The sequence below is a fragment of the uncultured Dokdonia sp. genome, from assembly GCF_947492535.1.
Lineage (GTDB): Bacteria > Bacteroidota > Bacteroidia > Flavobacteriales > Flavobacteriaceae > Dokdonia.
In genome coordinates this window covers 554,670-568,401 of record NZ_CANLNH010000001.1, presented here as the reverse complement: position 1 = coordinate 568,401, position 13,732 = coordinate 554,670, and the positions used below count along the sequence as shown (strand labels likewise).

Below are 13,732 nucleotides of genomic sequence, written 5' to 3'. Positions count from 1 at the left end.
CAATGGCGTATTCTAAATTGCTCAATCGTGCTAAAACTGTCTCCTTATATGGTTTCGGACAGAGTATTCCCATGATTGCGCAACTTATGATATCGTTGCTTATTATAAAAAAGCATTCTACCGCATTATGGGGAGAGTATGTGACTTTATTATTATGGGTAAACTTCATTATTTTATTCTCCTATTTTGGCAATAAGAATTACTTATTAAAACAATTTAGCGAGCAACCTTCAAAAATATATACCACGTGGTTATCTAATTTTAGCACCCGTTTTTTTGTTTTTCTCTTTATTGGAATCGCTCCTTTTTTTATTCCCTTATTTGAGCCCTATCGTATACTTGTCTTCGTATGGATGTTTCTATTATTCTATACTCAATCTTTTGAAGTATTAATTCTCTACCAAAAAGATTTCAAGTTCAATTTTAGTACAGAATTCATTCGTAATGCGATTGTAGTGATTACATTGTTATTGTTTTCAGGATCACTCCAACTAGAACAGTTTTTACAAATCATCATTGGTGGATTAATCATAAAAGCCATATGCTATACTGTGTATTATAGAAAAACCCTTCAAAACACGAGTATCACACTAGACAAACAAAGCTTAGTCTTATCTATACCATTTCTCATTCCTATGGCATTAGGGACCTTACGAACAAAAATAGATAGCTATTACGGTACTATTTACTTTTCAAAAGAAGAGTTAAGTCAGTATCAAATTTTTATAAGTTTTATTGCCTTGGTACAATTAGGTGCTGCCTATATGATCAATCCGTTTATTAAAATCTTTTATCGGATTTCTAAAAAAACCCGAGTTGTTATAGAACGACAATTCTTACTCTTGGGTATTGGCGTAGGTGCTATCGGTATTGCCATCATTTATGGTATTATTACCTATGTATACGAATTCACATTTAGTCATATGAGTTATCTTCTAGGATATCTTTTTATGATGACCTTATTTGTACATCTCCTATTAATTAATGAGTTTTACAAACACAACAAACAAACACTTGTTGCTGTTATTATTGGAGTTACAGCTTTGATACAAATAGTGATGGGATATTTTACAATTGACACCTATCAATCTATAGGCGCATTATCCATAAAAGTAATAGGACAATGGATGGTGGTGTTGGCGTTGTTAGGGTTTAGGAAACGGTTTATAAGTACAACTAATATAGATGCTTGACAAATAGTATATTTACCTTAAAAATGAAATTCATATATATCATCTTATTTTGCAACTTGTTTTCTTTTATTTATAAAAGTTCAGAAAATGATTGTTCTGATTTTAAAGAAGGTACATTCATCTACTTTAATAATGAAGAAAATACATTTAATAAAAACTCCATTACTATCAGAACTCATAATAAGCAAATCTATATCGATTCTAAAAAGGGAGATACCCTTTCTTACGATCTCATTTGGATTTCTGATTGTAAATATCAATTAATACACACATATACAAATAAGAAATCAGAAGGATTTGTAAAAATTGGCGATACATTAATTGTTACAATCAAACCTATTGATAATTTGACATATAAGTATATTTCAAAGATTAAGAAAAATGACTTTGAAAAAGAATTCAAGGGTATGATGAAAAAAACCAAATAAATTATAATAACACTTTATAGAACATAGTTAAAATAACAAACCCACATGCCCAACATTCTAGGAATCTCTGCTTTTTACCATGATGCCGCTGCTGCTATTACTGTAGATGGCGTCATCATTGCTGCTGCTCAAGAAGAGCGATTTACTAGAGTAAAGCATACCCCTGACTTTCCTGTACATGCTACTACCTATTGCCTGGAAGAAGCAGGCCTTACCATAGACCAACTAGATGCAGTGGTTTTTTACGATAAACCCCTACTCACGTTTGAACGATTATTACAAACCTATTATGCCTTTGCGCCTAAAGGGATTGTTTCTTTTTTAAAATCGATTCCTGTGTGGTTAGAACAGAAATTGTTCCTTAAAAAACAGATTCGCGACGGACTTACTGAAGTCATGTCGTATGATAAAAAGAAACTCAAATTACTCTTTACAGAACATCACCTATCCCATGCCGCAAGTACATTTTATGCATCTCCTTTTGAACATGCTGCCATTCTTACGGTAGATGGCGTTGGCGAATGGGCAACAGCCACCATTAGTGAAGGAAAAGAGAATACCATTACCGTAAAAAAAGAACTCAACTTCCCACATTCAGTAGGATTACTCTATAGCGCATTTACGTATTATCTAGGATTTACGGTCAATTCGGGTGAGTACAAACTCATGGGGTTGGCACCGTATGGAAATCCAAATGCCGATCAAACAAAACAGTATATCCAACAAATCAAAGAACAACTCATTTCCATAAAAGAAGATGGATCTATTTGGTTAGATCAATCCTATTTTAAGTATTCGACAGGTTTAACCATGACAAACGATCGCAAGTGGGAATCGCTTTTCGGTTTAAAAAGAAGACAACCTGAATCTGAGCTATTACAAGCACATTGCAACTTGGGTTATGCCATCCAGCATGTGACGGAGGAAGTGGTTTTGAAGATGGCCGCTTTCGCGAAAGCGGAAACAGCAGCACCCCACTTATGTCTAGCAGGCGGTGTCGCATTAAACTGTGTCGCTAATGGAAAATTACGCAAAGAAAACCTTTTTAAAGATATCTATATACAACCCGCTTCAGGAGATGCAGGTGGTGCTTTAGGAGCCGCACTTGCAGCACATTATATGTATTTTGAAGAAACGCGAAACGTCGATTCTCAAAAAGATAGTATGCAAGGCAGTTATTTAGGTCCTTATTATTCTGATAAAGAAATTATCCTCCTGAACAAACGTTATAAAGCTGCAGCTACAAAAGTTGACTCTTTTGAAACCCTTTCGAGACAAGTAGCTTCAGAAATTTCAAAAGGGGCTATTATAGGATGGTTTCAAGGACGCATGGAATTTGGGCCAAGAGCTTTAGGAAATCGCAGTATTATTGGAGATCCTTCCAATACAGAAATGCAGAAAAAACTCAATCTCAAAATAAAAAAACGAGAAAGCTTTCGCCCTTTTGCTCCTTCGGTATTAGACATAGATGCATCCGATTTCTTTGATTTAGAAACCGCATCCCCATACATGACACTCGTAGCTGATGTCAAAAAAAGTATTCAAAAAGAAGTTCCTTCTAATTATCATGAATTACCTTTACTAGAGAAATTGTATTGCGAGCGTAGTAATTTACAAGCCATCACACATTTGGACTTTTCGGCGAGAATACAAACCGTTCATAAAGAAACCAATCCAAAATACTGGCAGTTATTACAAGATGTAAAACAAGAAACAGGCAAAGGTATTCTTATAAATACCAGTTTTAATGTACGCGGAGAACCCATTGTATGCACTCCCGAAGATGCTTATAGCTGTTTTATGAATACAGAAATGGATATTCTTGTTATCGAAAATTATATCTATTACAAAAAAGAGCAACCCGATTGGGACAATAAAGAACGCTGGACAACATTATTTAAAAAAGATTAAAGATTACTATGGATACACTGAAAGACCTTTGGTTATTTATGAAAGAACGTAAAAAGTTCTGGCTCCTTCCTATTATCATCGTGTTATTAGTATTAGGAATTCTTATTGTATTAGGCGGTAGTAGTGCACTCGCACCGTTTGTATATTCCCTCTTCTAATATGGCTACCAAAAAAGAACTTACCCCAAGCAAAACAGTTCTTACCATTGTGGTAGGCTTTTTAGTGATCTACATGATTACGAAACTCTCTTGGGCGTTGTGGGTTGCGATTACCATAGGTGTTTTAGGAATGCTTTCTTCATTTATTGCATTAAAAATTCAAGATCTCTGGATGGGTTTAAGCACTGTTTTAAGTCGTATCATCCCTCCTATTTTACTATCCGTCATTTTCTTTGTCATTCTTTTTCCTGTAGCTTTATTATCAAGACTATTTGGAGACAAAGATCCATTACAACTTAAAAAAACAGACAAAAGCCTTTTTAAAACGGTAGATAAACCTTTTTCTAAAGATACGTTTGAGAAGACTTGGTAATTATGTACTAAGTTCTCATTATTTATAGATAAAACAATAGTTCATGTCTGGTCGAGCGCAGTCGAGACCTATTCAGGATATAGGATTACAAAAAAACCTCTCGACTGCGCTCGAGGGGACATTTTAACGACCAATTCAGGTTTACAAACTATCCTTAACTCTCATCATATACTGTTGTAAATATTCAGACAACACATCAGCGACCACTTGATTTCCAGCTGCTGTCCAATGTTGCTCTTGCCTATTATACATTTTAGTTCCATTGCGATCTGCTTCCTGTAACGCTGGCATTAAATCTATTAGTTGAAGTTGGTTCGCTTTCGCGAAAGCGTATAAAGTAGCATTCGGCATATCCTTTTTATAGTTGACAGATGGATCATATTCTTCTACCTGAGACCACAAATCATCTTCTATTTGTACCATAGAAGGAGCCAACGCAAAAATAACTGGAGTATTCACACTTTTCCCATAGGCATCCATTTCTATTAATAACCGCTGCATAGTTTCATACATGGTTAAGGTCTCTTCAGTTAAAGGATTTCTACACGTATGTACTTCTGGTGGCGCATAGGAAGCGTTAGCATCTTTTTCGTTTTTTGATTTTATAGCCGTGATACTATTTTTTACTAAGCGGTACAGATGTGACCTATAATAAAAAGGAAGTTTTTCTTTTGTTTTATACTCCTTAGACGGTGGAATAATTCGAACGGGAATATCAGTATCAAAAACGACAGCTGGTCGTGGATATAACCATGAACTCTCACTCATATTATCTGTAAAATCATTTCGAAGGTACACCATAACCACAATCACATCGGGTTGTATTTTTGGAATCCATTCTTTAAGCACTAGATATTCTTGTACTTGACCATACCCATTAACACCCAAATTATATACAGACGTATTTTCTAGCTGATTTTCTATAAGATGAGTAAACACCTCATCGTCTTCTACAGATATATTACTCACAAAGGAGTCGCCCAACACCATGATTTTAGTGTCATTTGTTTTATCTTCAAATGAGGTATCTCTATAGCCTTCCTGATTGATTTGAATGGTATGATTAATGCCTCCATCATACACGATAGATCCTTTTTTATTAGGGATAAACTCCCACCCTAACGCTTCATCAAATTGAAACATCACATCATGATCATTAATTTGAGGTAATACCCACCGAATAGCTACCTCACAAATAGCGAGGACCATACCAGTAGATATCAAAAGAAGAAGAATATTTTTTTTCATAATCCGTATGTAGACAAATCTAAACTGTTGTTCATTTTAAGTTAATTTCATCTATTTCAACCTAGTTCTATAGGGAATATTACTGAAATTTTCGATTCTTCCTTTAGGATCGAGGTAAAAATTGAAAATTTCATTTATTTTCCTCTATTTATATCAAAATGTACAACAAGTAAATCTAATACAATTTACAGATAAAAATTTCGAAAATAATCCTATTCTTTTTTACTAAGTATTCGTTGAAAAAAGAAACAACAGGGAGTTATTCTTTATCTTTACAAGGATTAAAAAATGATGACGAAAAAGAATATTATTGTAACCGGCTACCCTAAAAGCGGAACAACTTGGGCGAGTAGACTCATCGCCGAATTAGCAGCCTGCCCTTTACAAGGAGATTGGGGTTTTGAGCATATAGAGGCACTATACGAAGAAGGGAAATATAGAGACTCTCCGTATGACTGTTACAAAACACATTACACGTATGATACAATCTTTTCAAAGTCTCCAAAAGAAGTATATAAAATCATTCATATCATTAGAGATCCAAGAGATGTTGTGATTTCTGGCAGTCATTATTTTACGTTTACAAATCTTCTTCAAAAAGGAATGAAGAAGATAGGATTGTCTTTAGATAGCGCCTCTTTTTTTTCTGTTTCTCAAAAAAAGAAGAAAGAAAAAATGATACAGGCAGTACTTCATGGGGACTCAAAAGTAAATCACTGGTTATCCCTTTCATGGAAAGAGCATACTGAAGCATTTAAAGATAAGGAAGTGCTCACGATTACCTATGAAGATCTATTAACAAACCCTCAAGAAGAATGCGCTAAAATAGCAGCCTATTTACAGCTAGACATTGATATTTCGTATATTGATCAGTGTATTCAAAAGCAATCTTTTGAAAAGAAAAAGAAAGAAATGCCTCATACCAAAGATGTTCATTTCAAAAAACTATTACGCCAAGGAAAACAAGGCTATTGGAAAGAGGAATTTACATCTAAAGAAAAAAGTATCTTTAAAGAATACTTACAAACAAATACATTTTATAGTTAATTATAAAAAGAAAGTAATATCCTTATATAAATAGTAGTAATAAAACTACAATCGTAATATCTTTGCAATTAATACGTCTTAATGCCCATCACTATATATTTTGAAAAACAAAGTCCTCATATTTAATCCAAGAAGTGCGAATCAAAAGCACCGTATTCCTAATTCTATTTTACAAGTAGGAGCTGCAATATATGGATCCTATGACTTTGCATTTGTAGATGGGAATTTAGAAGAAGATCCTTGGCAAAAAATCGCTTCCTATTTTAAAACTGGAGAATACAAGTATTTCTGTAGTACGGTAATGCCTGGACCACAATTACGTCAAGCCATTCCGTTTACACGAAAAATAAAAGAAGAATTTCCTGACACAATTACCATATGGGGAGGTTATTTTGCTTCTAATCAATATAAAGTATCTATAGAAGCTCCGTATGTTGACTATATTGTCAATGGGCCTGGAGATGTGACTTTTCCTAAATTATTAGACACATTAGAGTCTGGAGATTTAGACAAGCTTCCAACGATAGACAACCTGATATATCTAGAAGAGAATGGTACGATTACACGTACTAAAAAAGAGAAGCTTCTTGATCAAGATACATTACCACAATTACCCTATACACATCTTAACTCCTTTTATGGCTTAGAGAATTATTTAAGTCGTACGTTTTTAGGAAGCAAGACATTCTCATATCACTCTAGTTTGGGATGTCCTTTTACCTGTTCTTTTTGCGCTGTAGTTCCTATTTACGAAGGACGTTGGAAAGCAAAATCTGCGCAGACCGTCTATAATGATGTCAAGTACTTTAAGGACAATTACAATATTGATGCTATAGAATTTCACGATAATAACTTCTTTACATCTAGAAAACGTGTCGTAGAATTTTCAAAGCTTATTAAAGATGATGGAATTACTTGGTGGGGAGAAGGTCGTATAGATACGATTAACAAGTATTCTGATGAGGATTTATTACTCATGAGAGAGGCAGGTTGTAAAATGATTTTCCTTGGTGCTGAGACAGGCAATGATGAAATCCTTAAGCAAATGAATAAAGGAGGCACCCAAACTGGGCAAGGAATCAAAGATTTCGCGGCTCGTTTGTATCCTATAGGAATCATTCCTGAGTTTTCTTTTGTTCTAGGAATGCCAGCAGATACGCCAGAACAAGTAATGGCTCAAATAGAATGGGACATTAATTTTATTAAAGAAATTAAAGAGATTAACCCAGATGCTGAAATCATTATTTATTTATACAGTCCTGTAGCTACAGAAGGTTCAGAATTATATGAACAAATTCAAAAAGCTGGTTTTAGTTTTCCTAAAAAACTAGATGATTGGTTAGATCCTGCATGGGAAAATTTTGACTTACGTAAAAACCCATTAACACCTTGGCTTACGCCTAAAATGGTAGATCGTATTATGAATTTTGAAACAGTTTTAAACGGCTACTACCCTACGGCTTCTGATTTTAGAATTAAAGGTGCTAAAAAGAAATTATTACGTACTGTCTCTAAAATACGCTATAAGACAGGTGTTTATAAATATCCATATGAAATTAAAGCATTGCATAAAATATGGAAATACCGTCAACCAGAAGAGCAAGGTTTTTACTCTGAATAATGGGACTCTTACGCGACTTTATTAAGAAAATAACACATCCCTTTTTAAGAAAAGGGGCCGAGTTTTATTATAGAAAGCCTCGCTCATATTCGTATAATGGTATTACAACCATTGTACATCCCGATGTATTTCCACCTCATCTCACACTGAGCACTAAAATCTTATTAGATTTTATGTCAGACATTGACCTTACACAAAAGACGTTTTTAGAATTAGGATGTGGCTCAGGAATTATTTCATTGTACGCTAGTCAAAAAAGAGCTACCGTAACAGCAAGCGACATTAATAAGACCGCATTAGCATACTTACAAAAGGCTTCTACAGAAAATAAGCTTCCTGTAACATGCGTATATTCCAACTTGTTTGAAGCACTCCAAGAAAAACACTTCGATTATATCTTTATAAATCCTCCGTATTACCCAAAGGCACCGGAAAGCACTAAACAGCACGCCTGGTTTTGTGGTGAGGAATTCGAGTATTTTGAAGCTCTTTTTAAGCAATTACCTATATATCTATCTGAAGAGAATACCACCTATATGATTCTTTCTGAAGATTGTGAACTTGAAAAGATTGAGAGTATTGCTTCAAAAAATGATATAGTCATGAAAACTATTTTTACGACTAAAAAAGTAGGAGAAAAAAATTACATCTTCGCTATTTCTCAAAAATAACCGCTTCCAAAAACTCATAGAATGCATGCTGCCCATTCTCATTAAAATGTGGGTCGTTAGCATAATACAGTCTATGTGTATCGGTTTCTTTTGCTCTTAAATACGAAATTGGATTGTAAAAAGTCACCTGATCAAACTCCTTAAAATCCTGAACGGCTTTCGTATAAAAAGGATAATTCATATCCTGTGCTTTTGTTTTATCTTCAAATTTCGCTCCTATTGACTCCATATTTTCATAATACCGATCATTTACTTGCGCACAATGCGGAATAAAAACGATAGACACTGTAACACCTTCTGGAATCACCTCTAAAAATGATGTAACCTGTTTTTTCCATGTGCCATAACGATCTAAAAAATCATCTTGCAGTCTTATTGTTTTATCTAAATAACGAGCATCTGCATTAAAAAGCATTTGTTGGCGCTTGGTATATAGTGATGTAGAAAACAATGCATTCGTATCCCCTTTCCTTCCAGAAGCCTTTTGAGACTTCAACATTTTTAACTTCTGATTTACATAAATACCAGACCATATATGATCTGTTAGTTTCCAATAAAAATTCCTTGAAAAAGAGATATTTTCTCCACCAGATAGATGTTTCACGTCTAATAGATCATTTCCTACGTATACTTGATAAATGATATGTTTAGGTGTGTACCTTTTTATTTTTTTTCTTGCAAATGTATTCACTTGTTTGATTCCTGTTCCTGGAATTCCTAAGTTCAAAAAGGTAATTTCTTTATGCGCATCCCTTAATTTATTTACATAATTAGTTTCAGGTGCAGAAAATGAATCTCCAAAAACCAAGACATCTACAGTATCACTTTCAATACTTTCAATTGGATTTAATGCGCTTATTTCTGCTTTATAAAAATCAATGACGCCATACCTATACACGACTTCAAGAAGCAATAGCGTAATACAACTAATCAAAAATAGTTGTAGACATCCTTTTATAATTTTCTTTATGTAAGTCACGTCTAAAAATACAAAGATGATCTTTCAATTGTATTCGGTTATGTGATTTTTTATGCTTTCGCGAAAGCGTATAAAAAAAGGATCACTATATACATAATGATCCTTTTATATCTATTTGGATGAGAATAATTACTTACTCAAATACATTTTACGTCTTGAATATAAATCGTAAAAAGCATCATCTCTAAGGTTATCTATAAATAGGATACTTTCTCCTGTACTCTTCATTTCTGGCCCTAATTTCTTATCTACATTCGGGAACTTATTAAAAGAGAACACAGGTTGCTTAATAGCATATCCTTCTAGTTGAGGATTGAAATTAAAGTCACTTACTTTCTTCGCTCCGAGCATCACTTTAGTAGCATAATTTACATACGGCTCCTTGTATGCTTTTGCAATAAACGGAACGGTACGAGATGCACGTGGATTTGCTTCAATGATATATACTTTATCATCCTTAACCGCAAACTGTATATTTATTAAACCTACAGTATCAAGTGCTAATGCAATTTTGCGTGTATGAGATTTAATTTGTTCTAAAATCAGATCCCCAAGGTTAAATGGAGGCAGTGTTGCATTAGAATCTCCTGAGTGAATACCACAAGGTTCTATATGCTCCATGATCCCTATGATATAGACATTTTCTCCATCACAAATGGCATCTGCTTCTGCTTCTATAGCACCATCTAAATAATGATCTAATAGTAATTTATTATTAGGAATTTTACGAAGTAAATCAACAACGTGCTTTTCAAGTTCGTCTTTATTGATCACAATTTTCATTCCTTGTCCTCCTAATACATAAGATGGACGTACTAATATTGGAAAATCAAGTTTATCTGCTACAGCGAGTGCTTCATCAGCTGTTTCGGCAGTATCAAATTCTGGATATGGAATATCAAGGTCTTTCAATAAGGTTGAGAAACTTCCTCTATCTTCTGCTAAATCTAGCGCTTGATAGCTTGTTCCCATAATCTTAACACCATATCTATCTAACTTTTCTGCTAGTTTTAAGGCTGTTTGTCCTCCTAACTGAACAATAACACCTTCTGGTTTTTCATGACGAATGATATCATAAATATGCTCCCAAAAAACAGGTTCGAAGTATAACTTATCTGCTGTATCAAAATCGGTAGATACCGTTTCTGGGTTACAGTTAATCATAATGGTTTCATAACCACATTCGGCAGCGGCAAGAACACCATGTACACAACAGTAATCAAATTCGATTCCCTGTCCGATACGGTTAGGACCAGATCCTAATACGATGATTTTTTTCTTATCGCTTACAATACTTTCGTTTGCTGAGAACTTATTCCCATCAGGGGTTTCCATTTCATATTCAAAGGTAGAATAGAAATAAGGCGTTTGTGCTACAAATTCGGCAGCACAAGTATCTACGAGTTTGTACACTCTCTTGACACCCATTTCATCTCTCTTATTATATACTTGGCTTTCTAGACATTCAAGCATGTGTGCAATTTGTCTATCTGCAAAACCACGTTGCTTAGCTTCCAACATCAGATTTCGCGGAAGCGTATCTATTGTATAATTAGAGATTTCTTTCTCCATCATATACAGTTCTTCATATTGTTTTAAGAACCACATATCTATTTTAGTAATCTCAAAGATGCGGCTTAATGGAATTCCCATTTGGATAGCATCATAAATAACAAAAACACGATCCCAACTTGCGTATGTAAGTTTTTCTATAATTTGATCATAGTTCTTATATCCTTTTCCGTCTGCACCTAATCCATTACGCTTGATCTCTAGAGACTGTGTAGCTTTGTGTAATGCTTCTTGGAAAGAACGTCCTATTCCCATTACTTCTCCTACAGCCTTCATTTGTAAACCTAATGTTCTATCAGAACCTTCAAACTTATCAAAATTCCAGCGCGGTATCTTTACGATTACGTAGTCTAATGTAGGTTCAAACAGTGCAGATGTAGATCCTGTAATCTGGTTACTCAACTCATCTAAGTGATACCCCATTGCGAGTTTCGTTGCTACTTTTGCAATAGGATATCCTGTTGCTTTTGATGCAAGTGCAGAAGATCTTGATACACGAGGATTGATCTCAATGGCTATAATTTCTTCTTCATTATCAGGATTGACAGCAAACTGCACATTACATCCTCCTGCAAAATCACCGATACTACGCATCATATGAATCGCCATATCACGCATCTTTTGATACGTAACATCAGATAATGTCATTGCCGGAGCAACAGTAATAGAATCTCCTGTATGGATTCCCATAGGATCCATATTTTCAATTGCACAAATAATAACGACGTTATCATTTGCATCTCTTAATAACTCAAGCTCATATTCTTTCCATCCGATCAATGCTTTATCAATCATCACTTCGTGTACAGGTGACACTTCCAGACCATGAGACAATAATTTATCAAAGTCTTCTTCTTTATATACAAAAGAAGCACCTGCGCCTCCTAATGTAAATGAAGAACGTATCACTAGAGGAAAACCAAATTCTTGTGCGATTTCTTTTCCTTTCAGAAAAGAATTTGCACTCGCTTGCGGTGCCATAGGAATCCCTATTTCACGCATCAAGTTTTTGAATTGATCTCTATCTTCTGTAATATTAATCGCAGCGATGTCAACACCTATAAGTTCAACACCAAAATCTTTCCAGATCCCTTTTTCATCTGCTTCTATACATAAATTTAATGCTGTTTGTCCTCCCATGGTTGGTAAGACAGCATCAATATGTGGATGTTTTTTAAGGATTTGAACAATAGATTTTGTCGTAAGCGGCAGCAAGTATACATGATCAGCCATAGAAGGGTCTGTCATAATTGTTGCTGGATTGGAATTAATAAGGATGGTCTCGATTCCGTCTTCTCTCAAAGAACGTAACGATTGTGATCCTGCGTAATCAAATTCACATGCTTGACCAATAATTATAGGTCCTGAACCTATAAGAAGAATCGATTTTAAATTTTTATTTTTTGGCATTTTAAGGAAAGGATTTCTATGGTATAAAAATAGGAACTGACAGGGTATAAAAAAAGGTGTTACTTAAAAAAAGCAACACCCTTATTTTGATATTCAAATATCATTATTTTTTGTGACGAGGTTCAGAAGATACACTTAATTTCTTTCTACCTTTAGCACGACGTCTAGCTAATACCTTACGGCCGTTTGCTGAAGCCATACGCTCTCTGAAGCCATGCTTGTTTCTTCTTTTTCTTTTTGACGGTTGAAACGTTCTTTTACTCATTTTATATCTTCTTTGTGACCTTTACTAGATCTGAAATTTTACTTTTAATGTACCGCTTTCAAAGCTGGGGGCAAATATACGATAACTTTTTACTTCTCCAAGTCTAATTTTCAATTTTTTTATAGTTGTTTTTAGTACATTTGCGATCTATTCAAAAACCTCGTTTTTCAATAGAAAAAATCAACTTTTCAGACATCAAAAATACATACTATATACTATGTTTAATAAAAATATAAAATTAATTCTTGCAATAGCGGTTATAGCACTTGCTGTATGGCAGTTTACAGAAAATGAAATCGGAAATGGTATCATGTTTATTTTACTAGCTGCCATTTTTGTATTATTATATTTTAAGAATGAGATTATTATCCTTGCATTCTTAAGATTACGTAAGCAAGATTTTCCTGGCGCACAAAAATGGTTAGGAAAAATAAGTAGTCCTGAAGGCGCACTTACCAAGAAACAACAGGGATACTATTATTATCTTCAAGGCTTAATGGTCTCTCAAACCAATATGACACAAGCTGAAAAGTTCTTTAAAAAAGCTATTGACTTAGGATTATCCATGAAGACTGATTTAGCCATGGCGAAATTAAACCTTGCTGGAATTGCAATGACAAAAAATCGCAAACGCGAAGCTCAAGTACTACTTAAGGAAGCTAAAAGTTTAGACAAACACAATATGCTCGCAGAACAAATAAAGGTGATGGAACAGAACATGAAAAGAGCTGGTCAACAACCAAAACAACAATTTGGAGCTAGAGCAGGTCGTGGAGGCCGTGGTGGTTTTAGAAGATAGACCACCCCCCTTTTACCTATAAAATAATTAGATGTACACTCATGAATGATTCTAGAA

Annotated in this window: 13 protein-coding genes; 9 read left to right on the top strand and 4 right to left on the bottom strand. The window is 34.4% G+C overall.

What is annotated here, in order from left to right; all coding sequences use genetic code 11:
- Window positions 1–2 precede the first annotated feature (2 nt).
- The 5 genes from Q1A60_RS02635 to Q1A60_RS02615 are packed head-to-tail and all read left to right on the top strand — an operon-like array spanning window position 3 to window position 4,063.
- Window positions 3–1,193, top strand: a complete 1,191-nt coding sequence (locus Q1A60_RS02635) for a hypothetical protein (protein ID WP_299763682.1) — start codon at window positions 3–5, stop codon at window positions 1,191–1,193.
- 23 nt (window positions 1,194–1,216) lie between these two features.
- Window positions 1,217–1,621 (top strand): hypothetical protein, encoded by a 405-nt coding sequence (locus Q1A60_RS02630; protein WP_299763681.1) that lies wholly within the window; start codon window positions 1,217–1,219, stop codon window positions 1,619–1,621.
- 45 nt (window positions 1,622–1,666) lie between these two features.
- The gene (locus Q1A60_RS02625) at window positions 1,667–3,532 is read left to right on the top strand and encodes a carbamoyltransferase (RefSeq protein ID WP_299763679.1); all 1,866 of its coding nucleotides are present in this window, start codon (window positions 1,667–1,669) and stop codon (window positions 3,530–3,532) included.
- A gap of 8 nt (window positions 3,533–3,540) precedes the next feature.
- The gene (locus Q1A60_RS02620) at window positions 3,541–3,690 is read left to right on the top strand and encodes a DUF5989 family protein (RefSeq protein ID WP_299763677.1); all 150 of its coding nucleotides are present in this window, start codon (window positions 3,541–3,543) and stop codon (window positions 3,688–3,690) included.
- A 1-nt stretch (window position 3,691) separates the two neighbouring features.
- A complete protein-coding gene (locus Q1A60_RS02615) occupies window positions 3,692–4,063 on the top strand; it encodes an SxtJ family membrane protein (protein ID WP_299763675.1) in 372 nt (123 codons plus the stop codon).
- A 141-nt stretch (window positions 4,064–4,204) separates the two neighbouring features.
- Here the strand turns inward: Q1A60_RS02615 and Q1A60_RS02610 are convergent, their stop codons facing one another.
- Window positions 4,205–5,311, bottom strand: a complete 1,107-nt coding sequence (locus tag Q1A60_RS02610; protein WP_299763673.1) for a hypothetical protein — start codon at window positions 5,309–5,311, stop codon at window positions 4,205–4,207.
- Window positions 5,312–5,599: 288 nt separating this feature from the next.
- Between Q1A60_RS02610 and Q1A60_RS02605 the strand changes: the two genes are divergently transcribed.
- The 3 genes from Q1A60_RS02605 (at window position 5,600) to Q1A60_RS02595 (ending at window position 8,650) form a co-directional block, all read left to right on the top strand.
- The gene (locus Q1A60_RS02605) at window positions 5,600–6,358 is read left to right on the top strand and encodes a sulfotransferase domain-containing protein (RefSeq protein ID WP_299763671.1); all 759 of its coding nucleotides are present in this window, start codon (window positions 5,600–5,602) and stop codon (window positions 6,356–6,358) included.
- A gap of 100 nt (window positions 6,359–6,458) precedes the next feature.
- A complete protein-coding gene (locus tag Q1A60_RS02600) occupies window positions 6,459–7,979 on the top strand; it encodes a radical SAM protein (protein WP_299763669.1) in 1,521 nt (506 codons plus the stop codon).
- Entirely contained in the window at window positions 7,979–8,650 is a 672-nt protein-coding gene (locus tag Q1A60_RS02595) for a methyltransferase (RefSeq protein WP_299763667.1), read from the top strand. The genes Q1A60_RS02600 and Q1A60_RS02595 overlap by 1 nt, the downstream gene beginning before the upstream one ends.
- On the opposite strand, the gene Q1A60_RS02590 is transcribed toward Q1A60_RS02595, so the two are convergent.
- The 3 genes from Q1A60_RS02590 to rpmH form a co-directional block, all read right to left on the bottom strand.
- Entirely contained in the window at window positions 8,634–9,584 is a 951-nt protein-coding gene (locus Q1A60_RS02590; RefSeq protein ID WP_299763665.1) for a hypothetical protein, read from the bottom strand. The two genes, Q1A60_RS02595 and Q1A60_RS02590, sit on opposite strands and share 17 nt — an antisense overlap.
- A 174-nt stretch (window positions 9,585–9,758) precedes the next feature.
- On the bottom strand, window positions 9,759–12,611 hold the full coding sequence (gene carB, locus Q1A60_RS02585; protein ID WP_299763663.1) for a carbamoyl-phosphate synthase large subunit: 2,853 nt from the start codon (window positions 12,609–12,611) through the stop codon (window positions 9,759–9,761).
- 103 nt (window positions 12,612–12,714) lie between these two features.
- Window positions 12,715–12,876, bottom strand: a complete 162-nt coding sequence (gene rpmH / locus Q1A60_RS02580) for a 50S ribosomal protein L34 (RefSeq protein WP_076663569.1) — start codon at window positions 12,874–12,876, stop codon at window positions 12,715–12,717.
- A gap of 217 nt (window positions 12,877–13,093) precedes the next feature.
- On the opposite strand from rpmH, the gene Q1A60_RS02575 reads away from it, so the two are divergent.
- On the top strand, window positions 13,094–13,675 hold the full coding sequence (locus Q1A60_RS02575) for a DUF2892 domain-containing protein (RefSeq protein WP_299763660.1): 582 nt from the start codon (window positions 13,094–13,096) through the stop codon (window positions 13,673–13,675).
- The last annotated feature ends 57 nt before the right edge of the window (window positions 13,676–13,732 follow it).